This is a genomic window from Actinoplanes sp. ATCC 53533, assembly GCF_003947245.1.
Map to the genome: position 1 here is coordinate 96,485 of NZ_QHHV01000014.1, position 22,094 is coordinate 118,578.

Genomic DNA, 22,094 nt, shown 5'->3' on the forward strand with positions numbered 1-22,094 from the left:
TAGCCGCGGGCTCACCCAGCTGAGCCCGCCCTGATCGCCACTCCGCCGCGCCTACCCCAATTGCCCCAGGCGCGGCGGAGTGGCCATATCTCCGGCTCTTCCGCACGCGGCCACCCGGGGGTCGCGGCTTCGTCATGTACAGACCATCGTCGATCTCATAAATTGCCCACTATCTATCTACTTCGGATCGTGGGAGCACACATGCCCGGGAGAAGCAGGATCGCGGCCGCGCTGTCGACAGCGCTGGTGTCCATCGGCCTCGCCGCACCGGCACCCGCCGGCGCGGCGATCGGCCGGGCCGAACTGGCGCTGCGCTGGGCGCCCATCCACTACCAGGACGTCGACGCCACCGGCAGCCACGCGCTGGGCGGCAGATCGGACTACCTCACCAAGGTCGACTTCGACGGCGACTGGGCCGGCCGCAACAACTGGGACCGGGCCGCGCAGTCCGGCGCGTCGTTCTCGGCGGCGGCGTACTACTCCGTAGCCGAGACCGGCACGCACTGGTACATCACCTACTTCTTCTTCCACCCGCGCGACTGGGTCGACCACCCGTTCTTCGAGACCGAGCACGAGAACGACGGCGAGGGCGTGCTGCTCGCGATCCAGAAGGACGGCTCCACGTACGGGATCCTGCGCTCCGCGGTCACCGTGGCGCACACGAGCTTCTACTCGTACACGCCCAGCGGCAGCACCTGGACCACCGGCCGGGAGACCGTCGACGGCACGCTGCAGCTGCAATCGTCGCCGCACGACTCGTTCCAGCACCCGGTCACCGCGCAGGAGGTGCAGGGCCACGGCCTCAAGGCCTACCCGCAGTACGCGATCAACGGCGACGGCCTGATCTACTACCCGTCGACCCAGGGCGAGACGCCGAGCAGCACCAACGACCGCGACGTGCGGTACGAGCTGATCGACATCTTCGCCGCCGGCGGCCTCTGGGCCCAGCGCGACAACGCCGGCCTGTTCGCCAACCTCGGCACCTTCGCGGGCGACAACTCCGGCGACTGCGGCGTGGGCACCTACTCCTGCGGCACGAACTCGGCGAACGCACCATGGGGCTGGGACGACGGCGACGACCTGCCGGGGCGCGGCGAGATCGCCACCGACCCGGCGAAGCTGTCCGCCGAGTATTTCACCGTGCCGGGGGAGCTGGCGCGGGGCTACACCTACAACCCGTACGCGGCTGAGGCGGCCGACCTGCGCCAGGCCGCGAAGACGGCCCCGACCGTCACGGACTGACCGCGTTCCGCGGCTGCCATGATTGCCCGGTGGATGCCGGGGTGCTGATCAGGGAGCGGCTCGGCGATGTCTGGTCACAGGCTCACGTCGTCCAGATCGTTGCGGGGGGCGAGAACCATGGTCCTCTCGCCCGCCGTGCCGTGCTGGCCGAGATACGAAGTGCGTCATCGGTCGACGCGTTGCGGACGTTGGTCACGGCTGGCCGTCTCACCGGCGACATCTGTCGTTGTCATGGTGGTCCGACCGTTGTCGTCCGCGATGCCTCGGGGCAGGCGCTCGCCAGTGCCAGCATTCACGGCTACGGCTCGGTGAGCTGGGACCGGTCGCGATTGCGCAACGACCTGACCGTCGCGGATCCGGCGGGATTCCATCTGTTCCTCGCCGAGCACGGCGTGCCCCATCAGTTGGCGATGTTCGAGGCGCCCCTGATCGACCGGCTGAATCTGTACGAAGGGCGCCCGCAGTTTCGGCCCGCGGGGAAGGCAGGCCTGCCGTACCTGGCCGAGCGCGGCGTGCCCGACGTGCTGCACCCCATGCTGTCGGATGTATCGGGCCGGCAGGCGGGCGAGCTTCCCGACGCGCAGGTGGACGACGCCCGCCGCCGGCTCACCGCCGCGATGCCTTCGCCGGTCGACCGGGCGATGGCCCTGTTGTCCTGGCTCGGCCGGCTTTCCGCGCCTTGCGAGGCGACATGGGGTGAGGGTGCACTGGTACGGCGGCTACTCTCCGATCTGTCCGAAGCCGATCTCATGGACGCGTCCGCAACCGCGAGTTCGGCCCACGTCGTGATGGGCGTAGTCAACAGGGATTTGTACAGTGCGGACAAGGGCATGCTCGCCTTGGCCATCGGCCCGGCGCTACGCCAGCTGTTCCCACCTGACCGAGCGAACGAGGCGTGACGGGGAAGCCGCCCGGCTAGCGCGCGCCTCGCGCCGGTTCGTCGATCTGGCTATTCGCAGGCCAGCCACTCGCCGTCGCGTTTGACCAGGTTGATCCGGCCGTTCTCGCGCAGCAGGCTGATCGGGCGGGGCGCGCCGGCCGAGTCGAGAAATTGCCGACCGGCAGGGGAAGCGTCGTCGGTGCCCTTCACGTCGACCGTGATGGTGCCGACCGCGGTCGTGTCGGTCTGGTCGGTGACCGAGCCGGCCGTCAGGTCGTAGCCGAAATCGTCGAGCGCCGGGTCGGCCTCATTGGCCAGCGCCTTCGTCTCGGCGATCGTCTTGTCGCCGGCGCGTGCCTCGGGACAGATCAGCGCCGCGACAGCGTCATCGTCGGAGTCGTTGGCCGCTGCGGCGAGCGCCTGAAGGGCGTCCTCCGGCGTGGCACCATCGCCGCTCCCGCCGCAGCCCGTCAGCATGAGTGCGAGGGTGGGCGCCATCAGAAACCGTGCTCGCAGAGTCACACAGACGAGCATAATGGACGGTCGCGAGCGCATCTCCCGCCAGCCGAACGGGACCTCTGGCGCATGCCATGACACGTAGGCCGACGGCGATCCTCGACGACATGAGGACGGCAGCCCTCCCGAAACCTGCTGTGCCTGATGTCGAGGGCTGCGTACCTCGGCGCCTTCTTCTGTGGCGCCGTAACAGCCGCGGCCTCGCACCAGGGCGCGTCCGGCCCTGGGGCAGGGCCGGACGGAGCGCTACGACCGCGCAAGCGATGCTGCCCGTAACCAGCGCTGCGATCATGGGGCCCATGCTTCGTAGCGGCGGTTGCCTCAACGCGGCAGATCAGGATGTCGCGGCGAGCAACTGCTCGACTATCTCGGCGAGCTCCTCCACCGGACGTCGGCCGTCGAGCTCCGCAGTGGCAACGCGGCGGAGCAACGGTTCGACCTCGTCAACGTAACGCTCGATCTCTGCCGCCTGCTCCGCTGTTTTCCCGTACGGGTTGTTCGATCGCCGTGCTGTGCGGTCGAGAAGGACGGTGAGCGGCGCGCTGAGCAGGACGACGTGCTCGAACCGATCGTAGAAGCGGCCCTGGTTCTCCACCGTTCCCGATACGACAACCTCGCCCCGCCCGGCGAGCAAGGCTGCCATGCGTGGCTCGTCCCAGGTGCCGTCCGGCAATGTCCAACCGTCGTAGTCGGTGTCGACGGCTTGGTAACCGCGACGCGACAATTCATCGAGCAGCGTGCTCTTACCCGCACCGGACATACCCGTTACCAATACTCGCGCCACACCACCATTCTAAAATCCGTTGAGGGCCCGAACGCGCGGCGAGGTATCCGGTTCGTGCGCGTCCTCATCTCGGCATCATGCAGGCAATCCTTGCCACGTTGAGCAAGGGCGGTGTCCGATGCGAATGGCCGACCGAGGCCGCTGTGCTCAGCACTCGAACTACGTCGTGGCGGTGAACTGTGCGCGGAGTTCGTCGATCGGGGTGGCGGTGTCGCCGTTGAGGGCCTTGCCCAGCGCGGTCAGGCGGGGATCGACGAGTGCGGGGTTGTCGACCAGGCAGCGCGTCACGAGGGCTGAGAACAGCCGGCGGGTGTTGGCGGAGTCGCTGGGGCGGCGGGTGAACAGCGGTGACCGGGGACGCTTCCGCCATGGCAGGTCCGGGTCGGTCAGCACGGTGTCCAGTTCCTCGAGCAGCATGGCGGCCAACGCCGCTGAGACGGCCGTTTCCGCCGACAGCAGCAGCAGCAGCAGCGACAGGGTCAGAAACATCGCCGAGGACGGGTCATCGCGCCAGTCGCCCGGTAGGTTCAGCCGGCACCAGGCCAGAAAGCGCACTGTGACACCGCGGGCCGGCTCTCCGAGTTTCCATGCCGAGTCCACTAGCGGGGCGAGGGAGCCCACCGGGTCGGCCCCGAGGGTCGCCGCCCGGACCAGGAACATGCAGGCGAACAGCCGCTTGAGGTGGTCGCGTCGGCCGGCGGGCGTCGCCGATCGCGTCAAGGCCAGCACCTCGCCCGGGTTCCAGGTGAGCTCGTCGGGCAGCCAAGGGCTGTGCAGCAGTTCGGTCAGCTCCTGGCGATACTCCCGCACGTGGGCGCCGTAGTCGGCCGCGGCGATCTCGTCGAGCGAGGCGGTGTCCAGCTGCGGGGCCACCCAGCCCAGCAGCGCGCGTTCGTCCGGGGCGAAGGACGCCAACAGGTCAAGGCCGGACCAGGTCACCAAACGATGATGCGGCATCGAACCTGTCGATGCCCACGACATTTCCGCGGACGCCGGCGCCACCCACTCGACGACCCAGCCGTCTCGCAGCCGATGACGTGGGGTCCGGCCACACCGTGCAGCATGCTCGCTTCGCCGTCGTGCCATCCGGTCGGAGGGCCGACGCTCTCGACAGTCAGTATGTGCGATTCCTGCGGCACGCCGACGGCTGGCCCGAGTTGCTGCACAGCTTCGGCCTGTTCGGTACGTCCGAGCTGCTCGGTGCGGAGTTCGACGAGGCGCTCGAGGTGATCTCGTACCTCGAACCCGACGTCCTGGAGGACGCGGGGGTCGTGGTGGAGGATCTTTTCCGATCGGCTGGTCGCCGGTGGCCATCGACGTCTTCATAACGGTGATGTCCGCGCCCGAGCCGCGGCCGGTCATCTGGTTCGCCGGCCGCGAGGTCGAGCGCTTCGAGAACTTCGAGGCGTTCTTCCGGCCCTTCGGGTCAGCCCGGTCCATCGTTGGAATCACGGCCCACGTCTTTCATCGGTATGCCCCTATGCCCGTGGCGCCTCGCATGTGCTGCGCGGCAGATCCAGATATCGTGGCAAGTGCGTCCAGACCCGCGCTGCTGATCACCCAACCGGGTGGGCAGCCACCCGGTCCGGCCCACCTTCGACCAACGCAGCGACAAGGACGGCGAAGGAGCCGCGGTGCCCGACTGGTTTGCCACGCTTGCGGGCTGGGTGTCACTGGGGATCGGAGGACTCGGGCTGTTGCGCGGCGCGACCCTGCTGCTTCACGGCGGCACAGACGCCCGCGACACCACCGGCACGCCCGCTCGACTGGTGTTGGTGGAGAGCGGCGGTCTGGCCCTGCTCGGTGCCGCAGCTCTGCTGGGCGGCGGCTGGGTGCACCTGATCTGGCCCGCGCTCTTCCTCATTGCCATCGGTGAACTACGCCGGATCCGTAGCTGGCTGCACCACCGGCGGCACCGCCCGCCCCTGCCAGCTCACTCAGACGAGCACGCCGGGAAACCTTAGCTCTCGGCAGCGGCCCCCATCACGTGCCACGTACAGAGTGGAGGACGCCGAGACGGGTTCGCCGAGGCCCAGATCGATGCTGGACGGCGGGATGCGTCCGCCTGGGACCATCGATGATGTGAGGCCTCTTTCGGGTGGGCGGGCCGCCATGAGGTGGTGCCAGGAGTTGGCTGCGGGCTGGCTGCACGGGCTGAGGATCGGCGCCACGGCGTTTCGGGCCATGCTCGGTGGGATGACTGTGGCAGACGCGCTCGCAAGAGGTTGTGCGACGGCTGCGTTCCGGGAGATGTCACGACGGAGGGCCATCTCGTTCCTCCTGGCCGTGGGCGATGGCCTGCTGGCAGCGGGCCTGCCGGATGAGGCACTGGCGCTGTATCGCCAGGCCGCCGAGGCCGGCGACCACGGCGCTGTCAGGTTGGTGGTCAACTGGCCGGGCGTTCGCGAGGATCTGGCAGCGACGGAGGCGGTGTACCGCGCGGCGATTGCGGCCGGTGACCTGTCGTCGCTGTCGTCGCTGGCCATGCTCCGTGCTCGGCTCGGTGACAGCGTGGAGTCTCGAGAGCTCTACCGGCGGGGCATCGACGCCGGCGACGTCCACTCGATGCTCGGATACGGATCATTTTTGCGCGATTTCGGCGAGCCCGGCGAGTCGGCCGACGCGGTCACGCGGTGTCGGCGGCTCGCTGCCGATGACTCCAGCGCATTGGCGTTGCTGGGCGCGCTGTTGCTGGCCGCTCCGAACGGTGAGGCAGAAGCCGAGGAGGTGCTGCGGCGTGGCGCCGCGCTGCTGGAGAACAGGTCCCGCAGTGTGCTCGCCGCACTGCTACTCAACCGCGGGGCCGTCGACGAAGCGTCGGATCTGGTCCAGCGGGTGTGGGCCACCGGGGAGGAGAGCGTCCGCGCGTTCGTCGAAGGTCTTGCCAAGGAATACAAGCTCCAGCTGACGAATGGCTACCCGCAGGGGGTGTGAACGACGCTCGCGGTACGGAGAGATCATCCGGGGTCGGCGCCAACGGTCAGCAACTAATGACCTTGGTTGGGAAGGCCGCGCATGATGCGGGGTGCGTCGAAGTCGTGGTTGTCGATGACGATGTCGGCTCGTTCGGCCGGGCGGATCTCGGCCAGGTAGAGCTCCTCGCCGGGAATGTAGTAGGTGCTGTACCGCACAGCTGCCGCCTCGGCCGAGTCCATCCACGCCTGATCGCGGATCGTGCCGCGGCGCAGCACCTCGGCCAACTCGATGTGCAGGTAGATGCGCAAGTCCCAGTGTCGTGACAGGACGGGCTTCTGCAGGAATCCGCCGTCCGCCACCAGGATCGCGTCGTCCGGGGCCACATGCACGCCGGAGTCGATGGGCGTAAGACCGCTGAAGTCCATGATCTGGCTGCGGTAGCGACGGCTGCCGCCCGGACCGAGCGGCACCAGCAACTCGTCGCGGATCGCGTCGACGTCGAACATCTCGAAGTAGTAGCTCTCCGGCGAGCCGGGCGGATATCGGGTACGCCGGTCGACATGCCGTTTGAAGTGGTCGATCGTGACCCGGAGCACGGGTCGCGCCGTCTTCGCGCGCAGGGCCGCGGCCAGTTCGTCGGCCAGGGTCGTCTTGCCGGCTGCGGAGTGGCCGTCGATCCCCACGCGTGCCGGGTGACGCAGCCGCAACGCGAGGATCCGGTCGGCCACCTCGCCGAGCACCTGCTGCCGGATCGTGGTCATCGACGCGATGATGCCAGAGGTCGCATGGGCACGGCACACACCAGTTGGGGAAGGATTTTCCCACCTCGATCCCATACTCTGCCCCTGGAAGATCGGCGACATCGTCGCCGCAGCCCTCGTCCTACTCCATTACGAACACCACCGCACGACCTGACCAACTTCCCGGCCTTGGCCCTTGAGTTGTGGTCAGCAGTCGCGCATGATCCGGGCGACCTCCTCGGCTTGCAGCGGGGGCACGGGGAGCGGATGGGCGGCGGGGGCGCGCAGGCCGTCGAGGATGAACGCGAGGTGCCGCCGCCAGACGTCCGGACTGACGCTCGCGGTCGCCTCGATCGTGCGGGCGATCGCCCAGGTCACGAACGCCATGTCCTCGAGGACGAAGTCGGCGCGCAGGGCGCCGCTGTCCCGAGCGCGGGCGAGGATCTCGGTCATGAGGGCATGGCCACGCGGCGGGGCGGCCTGCGGCACCCGGCGAGCGGACAGGTCGTTGTAGCCGCGGTCGGCGGCCTGCATGCGGCAGATCTGCTCGACGAGATGCGCGAATCCGGCCCATGCGTCGGGCATGGACAGCGCGTACTCGGCGATTCGGATGACCGTCTCCTCGCGGTCGGCGAACACGGCCGCCACCAGGTCGGTGCGGGTGGGAAAGCGGTTGTAGAGCGTGCCAATGCTCACGCCGGCCCGACGGGCGACCTCATCCAGGGCGACGTCGAGCCCACGCTCGGCGAACACCTCACGGGCGGCCGAGACGAGCCGCTCGCGGTTGCGTTGCGCGTCGCGGCGTAGCGGTGTCGGCCGGGTCATGGGCACACTCTACCGAAGTTGACGATGCCCTCAGGTTGTGCGTAAGTTGAGGAAATCCTCAACTTAGGGAGATCCTGGTGATTGCTGTTCTTGGTGTGGGACCCGGCCTGGGCCTGTCGATAGCCCGTCGATTCGGCCGGGAGGGCCACGACGTGGCGCTGGTTTCCCGGTCGGACACGCGCCACGAGACCTACCGCGCCGGCCTGGCCGCCGCCGGTGTCAAGTCCCGCACCTATGCTGCCGACCTCACCGACCCGGCCGCTCTGCGGGACGTGGTCGCGCGGATCGCCGATGACCTCGGCCCGCTCGACACTGTCTACTTCGGACCAGCGGTGGCCGGCAGCCGGGGCATCGTGCCGCTGCCAGCGGCGGACGCCGACGACGTACGCGAGCCGCTGGAAAACCTGCTCACACCCGCGGTGCACCTCGTCTCGGCCGTGCTGCCGGCGATGCTCGACCGGGGCGAAGGCACGCTGCTCTTCCCGAGCGGCCTGAGCGGGCTGCACCCGATGCCCATGCTGGGCAACCTCGCTCCCGCGTCGGCGGCCCTGCGGATGTACGTCCTCACGCTGCATGCCGCACTCGCCGACCGCGGCGTCTACGTCGGGGCGTTGACGATCGGCGGTCTGGTCATCGGCGGCGACATCCACCGGATGCTCACCGAGCAGGGCCACCAGTTGCCCACCCTCGACCCGGACGCGATCGCCGAGACCGCGTGGCGGATGGCCGTCGAGCGCACCGACCCGGAGGCCGTCTTCGACGCCATCCACCAGCAGTAACTGCTGCAGAGCGACTCCGGAGGACCTACCTCGTCGTTGCCGCACAGGAGGTGCGGCGGCGGCCCTCGGTCCCTCCCTATCGTGGGCGGCCGTGACTCTGGACGAGACGACGAGAAAATATCTGCAGCGATCTTTCTGGCTGGCGCCGACGGTGGCCGGAATCCTCTTCGGGATCCGGCTCCATCTCACCTTCGAGGATGGTGGCGAGATACTCGCGTGGGTGGTTCCTGCCGCCGTCTTCCTCGGCAGCTTTCTGCTCAATGCTCCGATTCGAGACGCCGTGATCACACAGCGGCGCCTGGTGCTCAACGGCAGCCTGTGCCTGCTGGTTCTGCTCGGTATGGGCGTGCTGGCGGTCATGACGCCGTGGCGGGACAGGACCGACGACGATCCACGGATCTATCTCGGCAAGGAATTGCGGGTGGGTTTTCCCGCCGGGTCCCTCGACGGCTGGAACCGGGGCGGGTCGGGAAACGGCTTCGACGGCGCACTCGCCGACTTCATCGCCAGGAAGTACGGTACGACCTGGAAAGACAAGTCGACGCTCGGCCGGGATCGCCTGGAGATGCTGGAGAACAACGAGGTCGACCTGGTCATCGCGACCTTCACGATTCGGCCGGACCGGGCCCAGCGGGTGGACCTGGCCGGGCCGTACTTCGTCGACACCACCGGCGTCTGGATGAACGCGGCGAAGAAGGTCTCCCCCTCGCAGGCGAAGCTCTGCTACGCGACCGGAACGACCGCGACGAGCGCCGCGGGCCGGTTCCAGCGACAGTATTTCAAGCGCAAGTTCGCGGTCATCGAAACCCGGCAGAAGACGGTCGAGTGCATCGACGAATTTCGCAAGAACGATAACCAGACGCTCTATGTCGCGACCGACTGGAGTTTGCTGCGCGCGTCCGACACGAATCTCAAGATTCTCGACGGAAACGAATACCAGGCGCGGGACGTCGACCCGGAGGGATACATTCTCGATCCCGGCCCGCCACCGGCCGGCGACAAGCAGTGAAGCAACGACCTGCAGGGGTACGGCGTCGCCATTCGTAACAATCACCCGAAGGTGTGCGCCGCGCTCACCGAGACCATCAACGAGTTCCTCAACCAGGATGACGGTTTCGCGGCCGCCTACGCCAACAACCTGCAAGTTATTCTCGGTCCGGTCCAAGGCGACTGGCACAATCCGCTCATGGCCGACGCTCCGGGGACTGCCGGCAGCTCCGCCTGCCGGTAGAGCCACGAATGAACGCTCACGTCCCCAGGATGTCGTCGAGCCAGGCGTTGCGGAACACGCCCGCCGGGTCGTGCTGCTGAGCCAGGGCCCGGAAGTCCGCGAAGCGGGGGTAACGACCGCGCACCGTCGCCGCGTCCTGGGTGAAGACCTTGCCCCAGTGCGGGCGTGGCTCCAGCGGCGCGAGCTGCTCCTCCACCGCGGCCACCGCAGGCAGCACCGCAGCGGTGTCGGCGATCCAGGTGAAGTGCAGGCCCAGGCTGGCGCGCTGGTAGTTCATGCTCAGCCACAGGTCGTCGGCGGCGACCGTGCGGAGCTCGTTGACCTGCAGGACCGGGGCGATCCGCTCCCGGACCCGGGCCACCGCGTCGATCGCTTCGAGGGCCCGGTCGAGCGGGACCATCCACTCCGACTGCAGTTCGGCGCCCGTGCTGGGGGAGAACTCCATCCGGAAGTGCGGCAGCCTGGCGTGCCACGGCCCGGGCACCCCGAACTGCTCGGTGCTGTTGTCGGCCGGCACTCCCGGCACCGGGTGGCGGGGGCCGTCCGCCGGGCGGGCGCCGAAGTAGGGGCCCTCCGGCATCGGCTCGGTGCGCTTGAACCAGGCGTGGTTGATGTCCTCGCTCGCCCAGTTGGTGAACAGGCTGACGCTGTAACCCGCCGCGAGGATCTCCGGCAGGTGCTCCTCCAGCGAGGCGCGCGGCAGGTCGTCGTAGACGTACTGGCGGAGCTCGAAGGCGGGCACCACGTCCAGGGTCAGCGCGGTGACCACGCCCAGGGCGCCCAGGCCCACCACCGCGCCGTCGAAGCCGGCGTCGCCGCGCCGCAGTGTCACCAGCTCGCCGTCGCCGCGGATCAGCTCGATGCCCGCGACCGAGGTGGCCAGGTTGCCGTTGCCGACCCCGGAGCCGTGGGTGGCCGTAGTGACCGCGCCGGCGACCGAGATGTGTGGCAGCGACGCCATGTTGTGCACCGCCAGGCCTTCGGAGTCCAGCCGGTCGGCCAGTTCGCCGTACCGGATGCCACCGTCGACCCGGACCGTGCGGCGGTCCGCGGCGATCTCCACGATCCGCGGCAGCCCGAGGAGATCGACCAGGTCGCCGGTGGTGTCCGCCATCCGGTTGAAGGAGTGGCCGCTGCCGAGGACGCGCAGCGGCCCACCGGCCGCGACCAGGTCCCGCACTTCCGCCACGGACCTGGGCAGGTGCCGCCGGCGGGCGCCGAAGGTGATGTTGCCGGCCCAGTTCTTCACCACGTTGCTCACCGGACCAGCCTAGGCGCTCCCGGTCAGGAGTTGACGACCACCGGCTCGGCCTCGGTGGCCGGGCGCTGCCAGCGGGTCGCCGGCGTCTTCTTGCGGGTGTTGACCGGCCGGGGGCCGTCGGCCAGGGCCTTGGCCTCGCCGCGGTTGGGCAGCGAGAGCCGGAAGACCTTGTACCAGGCGGAGCCGACCTGCCGGGGCAGCGAGCCGCTGGTGTACGAGAGGCCGTACCGCTGGAACAGGTCGCGGATCTGCGGCGCGATCTCCTGGTAGCGGTTGCTCGGCAGGTCGGGGAAGAGGTGGTGCTCGATCTGGTACGACAGGTTGCCGGTCATGATGTGCATCGCCCGGTTGCCGTCGATGTTGGCCGAGCCGAGCATCTGGCGCAGATACCACTCGCCGCGGGTCTCACCCTCGATGGAGGTGCGCTCGAAGGTCTCGACGCCCTCGGGGAAGTGGCCGCACATGATCACCGAGTGGGTCCAGAGGTTGCGGACCAGGTTGGCGACCGCGTTGGCGGCGATCGTGGTCAGCCAGGAGCCGGTCAGCGCGGACAGCGCCGGGTGCACGCCGTAGTCCTTCAGCACCTGCTTGCCGATCTTGTTGCGGACCTGCTTGAGCCGGGCCTTGAACTGCGGCGACTGGCGGCGCTTCTTGGTCTTGAGGTTCTTGCCCAGCTCCAGGTCGTACGCGGCGATGCCGTACTCGAAGAAGCAGGCGTTGACGAAGTTCCAGAGCGGCTGGCCCAGGTGGATCGGGGCCCAGCGCTGCTGCTCGTCGACGCGCATGATGCCGTAGCCGAGGTCGTTGTCCTTGCCGATCACGTTGGTGTACGTGTGGTGCAGCTCGTTGTGCGAGTGCTTCCACTGCTCGGACGGCGACGCGTTGTCCCATTCCCAGGTGGTCGAGTGGATCTTCGGGTCGCGCATCCAGTCCCACTGGCCGTGCATGACGTTGTGCCCGATCTCCATGTTCTCGAGGATCTTGGCAACCGACAGGCCGGCCGTGCCGAGCAGCCAGGCCGGCGGGAAGATCGAGACGAGCAGGACCGCGCGGCTGGCGAGCTCGAGCCGGCGCTGCACGCTGATCACCTTGCGGATGTACTTGGCGTCGCTCTCACCGCGGCTCGCCACGATCTTGTCGCGCAGGGCGTCCAGCTCGCGGCCGATGGCCTCGATGTCCTCGGGTGTCAGGTGCGCGATCGGGTTCACGCTCTTGCGCTGCAGGGTCGTCACGGCGGTCCTCAATTTCTCATGGAACGGGAGCGGGAGCGGGGTTCAGTGGTCCAGGTGGCAGTTGCCGGCGGCGGCCGACACGCAGGTCTGCACCAGGACGTTGTCGCCTTCGACGGCGGTGGTGATGGAGCCGTCGCGCAGGTCACGCACGGCACCGGAGGTCATCGGCAGGACGCAGCTGAAGCAGATGCCCATCCGGCAGCCGGAGGGCATGAGCACGCCCGCGGCCTCGCCGGCGTCGAGCAGCGGCGTGCTGCCGCCGGCGTCGACGACGGTGCCGGAGCGGCCGAAGGTGACCTTGCCGCCGTCACCGGTGGCGATCACGGTCGGCCGGAACCGCTCGACGTGCAGCTGCTGCGAGATGCCGGCCTCGGCGAAGTGCGCGCCCAGGTCGTCGAGCATCGCGTTGGGCCCGCAGGCCCAGGTCTGCCGCTCGGCCAGGTCCGGGACCAGGGCGGCCAGCTCCGCCGGGGTGATCCGCCCGTCGGCGCGGGTGTGCCGCTCGACGAGCCGGATCCGGCCGTCGGCGGCCAGGGCGCGCAGCTCGTCGCCGAAGACGACGGCCTCGCGTTGCGGCGCCGAGTGCACGAGCACCACGTCGCCGAGCCCGTGCAGGGCGCTGCGCAGGATGCCCATCACCGGGGTGATGCCGCTGCCCGCGGTCACGAACAGCACCTTCTCCGGGCGGGTGGCCGGCAGGGTGAACTCGCCGGCCGGCTGGTCGAGGTTGACCAGCATGCCGCGCTTGGCGTTGCGGATCAGGTGGTTGCTGACGGCGCCGTCCTTGACGGCGTTGACGGTCACCGAGAGCCGGCCGGGAGCGCTGGTCACCGAGTACGCGCGCCAGAGCCGTACGCCGTCGACGTCGACGCCGATCCGCACGTACTGGCCGGGCTCGTGCCGGCGGAAGCCGCGGCCCGGACGCAGCACCAGGGTGACCGCGTCGCGGGTCTCGGGGCGTACCGCCTCGATCCGGGCACGCAGCACGCTCGCGTTGCGCAGTGGCGCGACCACGTCGAGGTAGTCGGCCGGCACTACGGGGGTCGTGATGAGTTCCACGACGCGCCAAGCGCCCGATCGCAGGGTTTGAGTCACCGCCATGGGACAAGCCTGCGTTGATCTCGACCTAAATGCCTGACCGGGTCAAGGGAATTTCCGGGCGAGGTATTGTTCGAAGCGAACAAAAAGGGGTCGAAGTGAGCGATGTGAAAGAGTTCCGCCTGTCCGCAGAGGCGGTCGCGCCGCTGCGGCACGCCCTGCCGGCGGTCGCCGCGCAGACCGTCGAGGCGATCACCGAGGGCGTGCCGGCGTACGCGAAGGCCTACGCCGGAGAGCTCGGCCCGCAGATCGAGAAGGCGGTCCGGGCGGCGCTGGCCACCTTCCTGAACCTGGTGTCCCGCTCGGCCGGCAAGGGCCGGGGCTCGCCGCTGACCCCCGCGCTGGAGGCCGCGTACGCGCTGGGCCGGGGCGAGGCGCGCAACGGGCGCAGCCTGGACGCGCTGCTGGCGGCGTACCGGCTCGGGGCGCGGGTCGCCTGGCGGGAGCTGGCGGCGATCAGCGTCGGGGCCGGGCAGGGCTCCGCCACCATCGCGCACTTCGCCGAGCAGGTCTTCGCGTACATCGACGAGCTCTCCGCGGCCAGCGTGGCCGGGCACGCGGACGAGCTGGCGACCTCGGGCCGGGCCCGCCGCCGGCACCTGGACCGCCTCGCCCAGGACCTGCTCGCCGGCGAGCCCGCGCACGTGGTCACCGCGGCGGCCGAACGGGCGGAATGGGTGCCGCCGCGGACGCTCACCGCGGTGCTGGTGCCCGAGCCGTTCGCCCGCTCGGTGCTCGACCTGCTCGACGCCCGCACCCTGCAGGTCGCCGAGGCCGGCCCGGACGAGACATCGGTGCTGCTGGTCCCGGACGCCGCGGGCCCGTCCCGGGCGCATCTCATGCGCCTGCTGGCCGGGCGCGGTGCGATCGTCGGCCCGGTCCGGCCCTGGCTGCAGGCCCGCGACTCGCTGGCCCGGGCCGTGCGGACCTCCCGGTTCGCGCCGGGCACCGGGTCGGCGGTGGTCGACACCGAGGATCACCTGGTCACCCTGGTGGTGACCGCCGACCCGCAGGCCCTGGCCGACCTGCGGGCCAAGGCGCTGGCCCCGCTCGCGGGCGAGAAGGAACCGTCGGCGGCCAAGCTGGTCGACACGCTGCGCGCCTGGCTGCAGCACCAGGGCCGGCGCGACGAGGTCGCGGCGGCGCTGTTCGTGCATCCCCAGACGGTCCGCTACCGGATGACCCGGCTGCGCGAGCTGTACGGCGACCGCCTGCGCGACCCCAAGTGGCTGCTGCAGCTGACCGTGGCCCTGGCCACCACCGACCCCGCGTGAGCAGGTGTCCTTCGAACGAATGACCACCGTGGTCCCGACCCGCGCGGCCTGCCTATGGTCAGCGCTAACTCGACGAACGGGGGCGTGCCGTGGATGACGACTCGTTGCGGACCGGGCAGGACGTCGTGCGGGAGGTGCTGGCGGCGCTGGCGCCCGGCGAGCTGCCGTACGTGGCTTCGGTGCTGGAGGCGTACCGGATCGCGCCCTGGACCCTGACGGGTGAGCCGCCCGGCGGCCGGCAGGGCACCTGGGCGCCGTTCGTGCTCGGCTTCGTCGCCGAGACGGTGGTCTCGCTGGCCGCCGGGGAATCGGCGGCCAGGCCCGCGCCCGCCGGGCGGGGCCGGATCGCGGCGCTGCTGGACCTGTGGCGCCGGCCCCGCATCGACGCGCTGGCGCAGGTGCCGGACACCCCGGTGCCGGCCTTCGACCATGTGCAGTTGCGCGAGGTGTGGACGGCGGCGACCAACGCGGCCACCGACCACGGGTATTCCCGCGGCGACCGGGAGGCGTTCGCCGCCGCGGTGGTCGCCGCCCTGGCCGCCGGCCACCTGCCCCGGCAGCGCCGTCCACCGAACGCCCATCGAGTCGTCTGATCCCTGACAGCCGCCGGGCGCCGGGTCGCCGATTGCGGTACCTATGAGTCCAACGGGGGAGCGGAGTGCCAGGTCATCGAGCTATCCGCCCTCAAATAACGATGGAGAAACGGGGCGGAAATCCGACCGCGCAACCACTATGGTCGCGTGGCGCAGAACGCTCGAATTTCTCGGATTGGACTATAGACAATGTCGCTCGACGAGCAGCGTCCCCACCCCTATGACCAGCAGGGCTATCAGGCCCCGCCGCCACCGCCGCGGGGCACCAGCGGCCTGGCCATCGCCGGACTCATCCTCGCCTTCCTGATGGCGCCGGTCGGTTTCATCCTGAGCCTGATCGCCGTCTTCAAGACCGGCAAGGGCCGCAGCAAGGGCCGCGGCCTGGCGGTCGCCGGCTTGATCGTCTCGACGCTCATCATCGGCGGCGCCACGACGGCCGTCGTCCTCGCCGCCAACTCGACGCTGGCCGACCCGGGCTGCGTCGCCGGCAAGGCAGCGATCGTCAGCGGTGGCACCAGCGTCGACCCCGCCTCGCTGAAGACCACGATCGACGGCCTCAACGCAGCCGCGGCGAAGGCCAAGCACGACGACGTGCGCGCGGCGATGACGGCCCTCGCCGACGACTACGCGCAGATGCGGGACGGCATCGCGACCGGCAAGCTGCCGGCGGGCCTCCAGGAGAAGATCGCCGCGGACGGCGCGACCATCGACTCGCTGTGCACCATCGGCGGCTGAGCAAGCGCGGCTGACCGCCGCCCGGTCACCGCCCGCCCCCATGGCCGTGGGCGGGCGGTGACCGGGCGAGCCGGGACATTTGTCCCTGGTCGGGGCAAGATCGCACCCCATATGGTGGCAACCTCACGTCACCAGGGGAGAAACGATGAATGCGCAGCAAGAGTGGGAATTGGCTGTTTCGAGGCCGGACGGGACGGTGAGCGCGACGCTGAGCCTGACGGTCGCCGGAAACGTGGTGACCGGGACGAGCAGCAGGTCCGACGGGCTGACGGCGGCCATCGTCGACGGTAGCTTCGACGGCGACGTGCTCACCTACGACATCGAGATTCACGACCCGGCCCCGGCGAGGCTCCACTTCGAGCTGACCGTCTCCGGCGACACCCTGTTCGGCGTCTTCACCTCGGCGCAGGCCGGCGAGGGAAAGGTCACCGGGACCCGGATCTGATCAGGGACGCGGGCGCCGTGCCCACTCGGCGCGGTGCTCCCATGCCGTTGCCCACGACGGGGCCGGGCGGAGCAGCGCTCTGAGGCGGACCCCGAGGACGAGCGTGCGGCAGGCGAGCCAGCCTGCCCCGGCCGGCAGGTGCTCGCGGTGCAGCAGGATCTCATCCCGCAGGACAGCCACGACGTCCCGGTCCGGCTTGCCGCACCGGATCGGGATGGCCAACGGCGTGATCCCCAACCGGCCGGCACGCAGGCACAGGTCGAGCACCGCACCATGGTCACCGAAACGGGCGTCGATGCCACCGAGCCGCCGCAGCAGGGCGCGCCGGACGAGGACCACCGGCGGCTGCCGTTCGAGGGCGGTCAGGCCGAGGCAGAAGGCGATCGCGCGGCGCAGCGTCGGCCGGGTCGCCGGTCCGCCGTAGAGCCCGGCAGCGGGGAACCTGACGGCGAGGGCGCGCAACTCGCCGACCGCGTCCCCGCCCGCGCCGATCGCCACCAGCTCGTCGGGAGGCGACGCGCCCGGCGCCCGTACGCTGTCCGCCCGCGCCCACCGCCGGCGGCGGTGCAACCGGCTGGCTCCCTGCACCCAGAGGAAGGCGGGGACGTGGCGCCACAGCTCAGGCGCGGCGAGCACCGCCCGGGCGTTGCGGTGGCCGCCCGCGGCCGGCGACGCGGACTCGCCCAGCTCGGCGTTGCCCTGGCGCCATCGCGCCAGCACCCGGCTCAGCTCCGGCCCGGCCGGCAGGACGAGCAGAAACCCGCCCCCGTCGACGACCGTGCGTTCGTTCCCGGTGAACAGCGAGCGGACGTAGGCGTCGTCGGCGATCACGTCCGGAAAGACGCTCCACCGTTGCCGGCCCTGGGCGTTGACCGCGTAACAGCCGCCGCCGATCACGTCACCCCGTACCGATGGCAGGCGCGACCAGACGGCGGCGAACCCCCGGCCGAGCCGGTCACCGGGGCGGACCAGGATCGGCCGCGGTCCCACCATGACCGGCCCGCCGGCCGCCGCCATCGCCGCCAGCAGGGCGCCCAACGTGCCGGGGGTGAGCACCGTGTCCGCGTCGAGATAGACGACCGGGCCGCCGCGGAGGTGGTCGTTCGCCGCGTTCAGCGCGGCCGGTTTGGACGCGACCGCCAGCTCCACCACGACGAGCTCGACGTCGGCGTTCGCCGCGGCGTCGTCGCCCGCCGCGCGGGCGATGTCCACGGTGGAGTCGTCGCACCCGTTCGCCACCACGATGACCCGGACGTCCAGGCCGCGCGCGTCGCCGACGACCGCTCCCAGACACCGTCCGAGCAGGGCCTGCTCGTTGTGGGCCGGGACCACGACGTCGATCTGTCCACTCACCTCAGTCACTGCCGGCCCGGCGGCCGAGCCAGCCGGGCGTCACCCTGCCGGCGGCATGCACGGCCAGGAAGACGGCCGCGGACGGCCACGCCGCGGGCTTCGCCAGCAACGAACGCACGATCCCGTGGTGCCGGATGTGGTCGTCCGAGTAGGGCGGCTGCGCGGCGAGGCCCACGAGCTCCCGGTTGCCGCGCTGGTAGCGGCGCCGCGCGCGGAGCAGATCCACCAGGCCGTCGGGCGCCACGACCTCGTACCACTCGGCGGCGGCCACCAGGCGTTCGTGGGGCGCGAAGTGCCACCGCACCCATTTGTCGTCGGAGTGCAGGTCGGGCAGCTCCTTCCAGCGCGACCGGCCCTCGGCCGAGACGGCGTACGCCCCGCACGTCGCCGGTGACCGCCGGATGTACGGCAGCTCGCGCCAGATCCGGAAGTATGCCCGGGTCACCGCGCTCCGGGCCGGCGCCAGGCGCAACCTCGGCACGGCGAAGTGGACCCCGGTGCCGGGCGCCAGCACCGCGAGCAGCGTGGCGACCGCGCGCGGCGAAAGCGCGGCGTCCTGGTCGAGGTAGAGCCGGGCGCCGGGCGGCAGCAGGCGGTCGGCGGCCCGCAACGCCGCGGACCGGCCCGGGGGAGTGCGGATGACCGTGCAGACAATGCCGGCGACCCGGAGCGCGGGCGCCAGCTCGACGGCCCGGTCATAGCTGTCGGCGCGGCTGTCGTTCACGGCCACCACGACATGAAGGTCGCGGGCCAGGGTCTGCCGGGCCAGCGAGCGCATGCTGCGATCGAGCAGGGCCGAGCCGTGGTGCGTCGGAATCACGACACCTAAACCGACCACGGTCCCCCCTCCGCTCCGTCAGCGACACCTGCATCGTCGCACCGCCGACGCGGCCGGCCCATGGGAAAACTGGCCAGCATCTATGTCCGAGCGTAGGACTTGATTCCGCGGCACGGATCTCCGGACCGGACGCCCACGGACCGCGCCGTCCTCAGGTTCAGGCCGCCGGACCACCGAACCAGCGGCCGGCGGCCCGTTCGAACGCCGCACGGTCGGGATCGCGGTCGCCTGCCCAGGCGACGATGCCGTCCGGTCGGACGAGCACCGCGCCCGATCCGAGGTCGTTCCTCGCCGGCCCGGCCACGTAGCGGATCCGGCTCCTCCAGCCCGTCGCCGGACCGCGCAGGGAGCGGTCGGTGCTGAAATCGAGCGCGACGCCCCGTCCGTCCGGCATCAGGTCGCCGAGGCGGGTGCCGTCCGCCAGGCGAAGGTCCGGGGCGTTGCGGCCGACCAGCGGCTGGTCGCTGCCGAGGTCGTGGCGGTTCGACAATCCCGACATCCGCTCGAACACGTAGGTCGTTCCGTCCCGGGTCCCCATCAGGTCGCGGATCAGTTCCTGGATCGCCGGGGCGTGCGAGCCCGGCCTCATCACCGCCACCTGGGCCCGCGACCAGTCGAGCACCCGGGCGCCGATCGGATGGCGCTCGTGGGTGTAGGTGTCGACAAGCCCGTCCGGCGCGTGCCCGTGCACGGCCGCCGCGAGCTTCCAGCCGAGGTTCATGGCGTCGCCGATGCCGAGGTTGAGTCCCTGCCCGCCCAGGGGAGAGTGGATGTGCGCGGCGTCGCCCGCGAGCAGGACGCGACCCTGCCGGTAGGTCGTCGTCTGCATCGCCCGGTCGGTGAAGCTCGAGGCGAGGTGGACGGCGCTCAGCGTCACGTCGGTGCCGGACAGCCGGCGCAGAACCGCCTGGATATGGTCGCGGGTCGGCTGCTGCGCGCGATCGAACGCGCCGCCGTCGAAGTCCATCATGCCGATGTGCCCTGCCAGGGGCGTCCGGAGATATATGCCGGCCGGCGTCAGCGTGAACCCGGGGCGCAGCTTCTCGGGATCGGCGATGGTGGCGTGCACGGCATATCCGGTGAACTGCGGCTCGGTGCCGGCGAAGTCGAAGCCCGCGAGCCCGCGCACCGCGCTGCGCCCGCCGTCGCAGCCGACCAGCCAGCGCGCCGCGTACGCGTGCTCGCCGGCCCGCGCGACCACGATCTCATCGTCCTGCGTGACGGCCGAGACCGTGACGCCGCGCCTGACCTCCACGCCGAGCTTGGCGGCCCGCTCGGACAGCACCGCCTCGACCGCTTCGAGGCTTGTCATCACTCCCTCCAGCGCCGGGCCGGCAAGCCGGAACGGCAGGGCGGCGACGTCCACCTTGGCCGGATCGAGCATCATGCCGGCGAAGTGGCCCACCGCACGAGGGGGCGGCGGCTCGTCCGCGTCGGGGTTCGCGCCGGGATCGTCGTCGACGCCCGACGCTGCCAGCAGCGGGTGCAGCATCCCGCGGCGGTAGAACGCCTCGACCGACCCGGCGGACAGGCCCCGCATCCCGAGCGGGTTCGCCTTCCGCGGCGAGTGCGGCTCCGGCTCCCGCTCAAGCACCAGGACGGAGCAGCCGGCGAGGCCGAGCTCGCAGGCGAGGAACAGACCGACCGGGCCGGCGCCCACGATCACCACGTCGTGCATCAGAGATCCCCTTCCCGAAGGCCGAACAGCGACAGGTCGATGGAGTCGGCCAGGGCCCGGTATCCCGCGTCGTTGCCGTGCAGGTGGTCACCGGCGTGGAAGTCCTCCCTGATCCGGCTGGGGCGGTCCGGGTCACGCCAGACGGCGTCGAAGTCCAGCACCGCGTCGAAGGCGCCGCCGGTGCGGATCCATTCGTTGACCGCCTGGCGTGCGCTCTCGCCCGCCGGTGTGTGGATCTCCGTGCCCCCGTAAGGCGCGATCGTGGTGGCGTAGACCCGCACGCCGCGCTCGTGCGCCCGGGCGATCAGCTGGCGGTAGCCCGCGATGACGTCGTCCGCGGTCACCGGCGCGCCGGGGAACATCTTCAGGAAATCGGTCAGCGGACTGTCGTCGTCGCGGGGGGCGAAGGAGATGACGATGTCGTTGCCGCCCACGGAGAGCACCACGTGGCCGAGGCCCGGCGTCGCCAGCACGTCACGGTCGAAGCGGGCCAGGGCGGCGGCCCCGATGCCGTCGTTGAGCATCCGGTTGCCGCTGATGCCCTGGTTGCAGACGTAGCCGGCCACGTCCCGCCCGGCGAGACGTTCGGCGAGCAGCTCCGGCCAGCTGTGGTTGGTGTCCGGGGTGGAGCCGGCACCGTCGGTGCGGGAGTCGCCCACCACGACGACGGCTCTGGCCGGGACGCCGGGGAGCAGCTCGACGGCGGAGATCAGGGCCCGCACCGGCAGAACCTCGGCGTTCGCCGGCAGGGTGGGGGCGGCGACGGCGTCGCCCGGGATCGTCCAGCCGGTCTCCAGGGCGGGGTCGTGGCAGGTGCAGGTTTCCACGCGCCCCGGCAGGTAGAGGCTGATGGACAGCTTGGCGAGGGCGGGCAGGGGCAGGTCGACCGGGTCGCTGAGGATCGGCGCGCCCGCCGGGACGGTGACAGCCGGCGCGCCGGAGAAGGTCAGCACGCGCTCGCTGCCCGGCCGCACCCCGCCGCCGGGCGCCGCGAGGCCGACCCGCGCCGCGCCGATGGTGCAGGGCGCGGTCCCGAACTCGTTGGTGAAGCGGATGCGCACCCGGCGGCCGCCGCCGCTGATGCGCACCACCTGGCGCAGGGTCACGTCGGCGAGGGGCGGGTGGTCGTCGAGCGAGCCGATCCCGTCGTGGGCCGCCTGGGGCGAGGCACCCCAGCTCCGGACCCAGCCGGTGGCGTCGGTTGTCTCGGTCATCTGGTTGTCTCCATCTGTTCGTGGTGGTGGTGCGGCCTGCGAAGAGTGAGCCGGGCCGCTCACACGGGGCACACACGGCACTGACACGACCGCCCTGCGAAGATCGGGGAATGGATGGGGATGCGCGGCTTCGCGTCACGCTGCTCGGCGCCGTTCAGGTGTCCCGCGGTGATGCCGGCCTGCCCGTTCCGGGTGCGCGGTTGCAGGGCCTGCTCGCCCGGCTGGCGCTCGCCGGCGGCCGCGCGGTCGACCCGGGCGTGCTGGTCGACGCGATCTGGGCCGAGGACCTGCCGGCCGGCCCGGCCCACGCCCTGCAGACCCTCGTCTCCCGGCTGCGCCGGGCCCTCGGCTCGGCCGGCGACGTCGCGCAGGTCGCGGGCGGCTACCGGCTGGACGTGGCCGCGGCCGACGTGGACGCGCTGCGCTTCGAGCGGCTCGCCGCCGCCGGCCGGGACCGCCT

Annotated in this window: 25 protein-coding genes; 13 read left to right on the forward strand and 12 right to left on the reverse strand. The window is 70.8% G+C overall.

The genetic code is table 11. The annotated features are described in order from the left end of the window. Window positions 1-201 precede the first annotated feature (201 nt). Window positions 202-1,242 carry a hypothetical protein gene (locus tag DMB66_RS05420; protein ID WP_125802890.1) on the forward strand — a complete coding sequence of 347 codons (1,041 nt, stop codon included), beginning with the start codon at window positions 202-204 and terminating at the stop codon, window positions 1,240-1,242. A 29-nt stretch (window positions 1,243-1,271) separates the two neighbouring features. Next, a complete protein-coding gene (locus DMB66_RS05425) occupies window positions 1,272-2,141 on the forward strand; it encodes a hypothetical protein (RefSeq protein WP_125802891.1) in 870 nt (289 codons plus the stop codon). A gap of 50 nt (window positions 2,142-2,191) precedes the next feature. Here the strand turns inward: DMB66_RS05425 and DMB66_RS05430 are convergent, their stop codons facing one another. From DMB66_RS05430 to DMB66_RS05440, 3 genes are all read right to left on the reverse strand, one after another. After that, on the reverse strand, window positions 2,192-2,677 hold the full coding sequence (locus DMB66_RS05430; protein WP_125802892.1) for a hypothetical protein: 486 nt from the start codon (window positions 2,675-2,677) through the stop codon (window positions 2,192-2,194). 295 nt (window positions 2,678-2,972) lie between these two features. Next, window positions 2,973-3,422 (reverse strand): AAA family ATPase, encoded by a 450-nt coding sequence (locus tag DMB66_RS05435; protein WP_233624324.1) that lies wholly within the window; start codon window positions 3,420-3,422, stop codon window positions 2,973-2,975. A 159-nt stretch (window positions 3,423-3,581) separates the two neighbouring features. Continuing rightward, the gene (locus DMB66_RS05440; RefSeq protein ID WP_125802893.1) at window positions 3,582-4,361 is read right to left on the reverse strand and encodes a hypothetical protein; all 780 of its coding nucleotides are present in this window, start codon (window positions 4,359-4,361) and stop codon (window positions 3,582-3,584) included. Between the two features lie 182 nt (window positions 4,362-4,543). Here DMB66_RS05440 and DMB66_RS05445 point away from each other — a divergent pair, with 182 nt between their 5' ends. From DMB66_RS05445 to DMB66_RS05455, 3 genes are all read left to right on the forward strand, one after another. Further along, the gene (locus DMB66_RS05445) at window positions 4,544-4,750 is read left to right on the forward strand and encodes a hypothetical protein (RefSeq protein ID WP_125802894.1); all 207 of its coding nucleotides are present in this window, start codon (window positions 4,544-4,546) and stop codon (window positions 4,748-4,750) included. Window positions 4,751-5,056: 306 nt separating this feature from the next. Further along, a complete protein-coding gene (locus tag DMB66_RS05450; protein WP_125802895.1) occupies window positions 5,057-5,386 on the forward strand; it encodes a hypothetical protein in 330 nt (109 codons plus the stop codon). A gap of 232 nt (window positions 5,387-5,618) precedes the next feature. After that, the gene (locus DMB66_RS05455) at window positions 5,619-6,356 is read left to right on the forward strand and encodes a hypothetical protein (RefSeq protein WP_125802896.1); all 738 of its coding nucleotides are present in this window, start codon (window positions 5,619-5,621) and stop codon (window positions 6,354-6,356) included. Between the two features lie 53 nt (window positions 6,357-6,409). On the opposite strand, the gene DMB66_RS05460 is transcribed toward DMB66_RS05455, so the two are convergent. Then, window positions 6,410-7,099 carry a uridine kinase gene (locus DMB66_RS05460; RefSeq protein WP_125802897.1) on the reverse strand — a complete coding sequence of 230 codons (690 nt, stop codon included), beginning with the start codon at window positions 7,097-7,099 and terminating at the stop codon, window positions 6,410-6,412. A gap of 186 nt (window positions 7,100-7,285) precedes the next feature. After that, window positions 7,286-7,903: a TetR/AcrR family transcriptional regulator gene (locus tag DMB66_RS05465; protein ID WP_125802898.1), complete on the reverse strand. Its 618-nt coding sequence runs from the start codon at window positions 7,901-7,903 to the stop codon at window positions 7,286-7,288. A 77-nt stretch (window positions 7,904-7,980) separates the two neighbouring features. Here DMB66_RS05465 and DMB66_RS05470 point away from each other — a divergent pair, with 77 nt between their 5' ends. From DMB66_RS05470 to DMB66_RS61025, 3 genes are all read left to right on the forward strand, one after another. Beyond that, window positions 7,981-8,682, forward strand: a complete 702-nt coding sequence (locus DMB66_RS05470; protein WP_125802899.1) for an SDR family oxidoreductase — start codon at window positions 7,981-7,983, stop codon at window positions 8,680-8,682. A gap of 91 nt (window positions 8,683-8,773) precedes the next feature. Next, complete coding sequence (locus DMB66_RS05475) at window positions 8,774-9,691, forward strand: transporter substrate-binding domain-containing protein (RefSeq protein ID WP_125802900.1); 918 nt, start codon at window positions 8,774-8,776, stop codon at window positions 9,689-9,691. Between the two features lie 51 nt (window positions 9,692-9,742). Then, window positions 9,743-9,913, forward strand: a complete 171-nt coding sequence (locus DMB66_RS61025; protein WP_158647146.1) for a hypothetical protein — start codon at window positions 9,743-9,745, stop codon at window positions 9,911-9,913. Window positions 9,914-9,929: 16 nt separating this feature from the next. Here DMB66_RS61025 and DMB66_RS05480 read toward each other — a convergent pair whose 3' ends face one another. From DMB66_RS05480 to DMB66_RS05490, 3 genes are read right to left on the reverse strand one after another with little or no spacing between them, the layout of a single operon-like run. Next, entirely contained in the window at window positions 9,930-11,174 is a 1,245-nt protein-coding gene (locus DMB66_RS05480) for a D-arabinono-1,4-lactone oxidase (protein ID WP_125802901.1), read from the reverse strand. A 23-nt stretch (window positions 11,175-11,197) separates the two neighbouring features. Next, a complete protein-coding gene (locus DMB66_RS05485) occupies window positions 11,198-12,406 on the reverse strand; it encodes an acyl-CoA desaturase (protein WP_199752018.1) in 1,209 nt (402 codons plus the stop codon). Window positions 12,407-12,448: 42 nt separating this feature from the next. Then, on the reverse strand, window positions 12,449-13,507 hold the full coding sequence (locus DMB66_RS05490; protein WP_125802902.1) for a ferredoxin reductase: 1,059 nt from the start codon (window positions 13,505-13,507) through the stop codon (window positions 12,449-12,451). A 95-nt stretch (window positions 13,508-13,602) separates the two neighbouring features. Between DMB66_RS05490 and DMB66_RS05495 the strand changes: the two genes are divergently transcribed. From DMB66_RS05495 to DMB66_RS05510, 4 genes are all read left to right on the forward strand, one after another. Next, window positions 13,603-14,778, forward strand: coding sequence for a CdaR family transcriptional regulator (locus DMB66_RS05495; RefSeq protein ID WP_233624325.1), 1,176 nt, complete (start codon window positions 13,603-13,605; stop codon window positions 14,776-14,778). Between the two features lie 89 nt (window positions 14,779-14,867). Beyond that, window positions 14,868-15,371, forward strand: coding sequence for a hypothetical protein (locus tag DMB66_RS05500; protein WP_125802904.1), 504 nt, complete (start codon window positions 14,868-14,870; stop codon window positions 15,369-15,371). Between the two features lie 189 nt (window positions 15,372-15,560). Further along, window positions 15,561-16,106 (forward strand): DUF4190 domain-containing protein, encoded by a 546-nt coding sequence (locus DMB66_RS05505; RefSeq protein ID WP_125802905.1) that lies wholly within the window; start codon window positions 15,561-15,563, stop codon window positions 16,104-16,106. A 145-nt stretch (window positions 16,107-16,251) separates the two neighbouring features. Then, window positions 16,252-16,551, forward strand: coding sequence for a hypothetical protein (locus DMB66_RS05510; RefSeq protein ID WP_125802906.1), 300 nt, complete (start codon window positions 16,252-16,254; stop codon window positions 16,549-16,551). Here the strand turns inward: DMB66_RS05510 and DMB66_RS05515 are convergent, their stop codons facing one another. The 4 genes from DMB66_RS05515 to DMB66_RS05530 form a co-directional block, all read right to left on the reverse strand. Continuing rightward, entirely contained in the window at window positions 16,552-17,904 is a 1,353-nt protein-coding gene (locus tag DMB66_RS05515) for a glycosyltransferase family A protein (protein WP_158647147.1), read from the reverse strand. It abuts the gene before it with no gap. A gap of 1 nt (window position 17,905) precedes the next feature. Further along, window positions 17,906-18,724, reverse strand: a complete 819-nt coding sequence (locus DMB66_RS05520; protein WP_125802908.1) for a glycosyltransferase family 2 protein — start codon at window positions 18,722-18,724, stop codon at window positions 17,906-17,908. Between the two features lie 175 nt (window positions 18,725-18,899). Next, entirely contained in the window at window positions 18,900-20,420 is a 1,521-nt protein-coding gene (locus DMB66_RS05525) for an FAD-dependent monooxygenase (RefSeq protein WP_125802909.1), read from the reverse strand. Next, a complete protein-coding gene (locus tag DMB66_RS05530; protein WP_125802910.1) occupies window positions 20,420-21,634 on the reverse strand; it encodes an SGNH/GDSL hydrolase family protein in 1,215 nt (404 codons plus the stop codon). The genes DMB66_RS05525 and DMB66_RS05530 overlap by 1 nt, the downstream gene beginning before the upstream one ends. 110 nt (window positions 21,635-21,744) lie before the next feature. Here DMB66_RS05530 and DMB66_RS05535 point away from each other — a divergent pair. Next, a partial coding sequence (locus DMB66_RS05535) for a winged helix-turn-helix domain-containing protein (RefSeq protein ID WP_199752021.1) occupies window positions 21,745-22,094 on the forward strand: 350 nt, incomplete at its 3' end.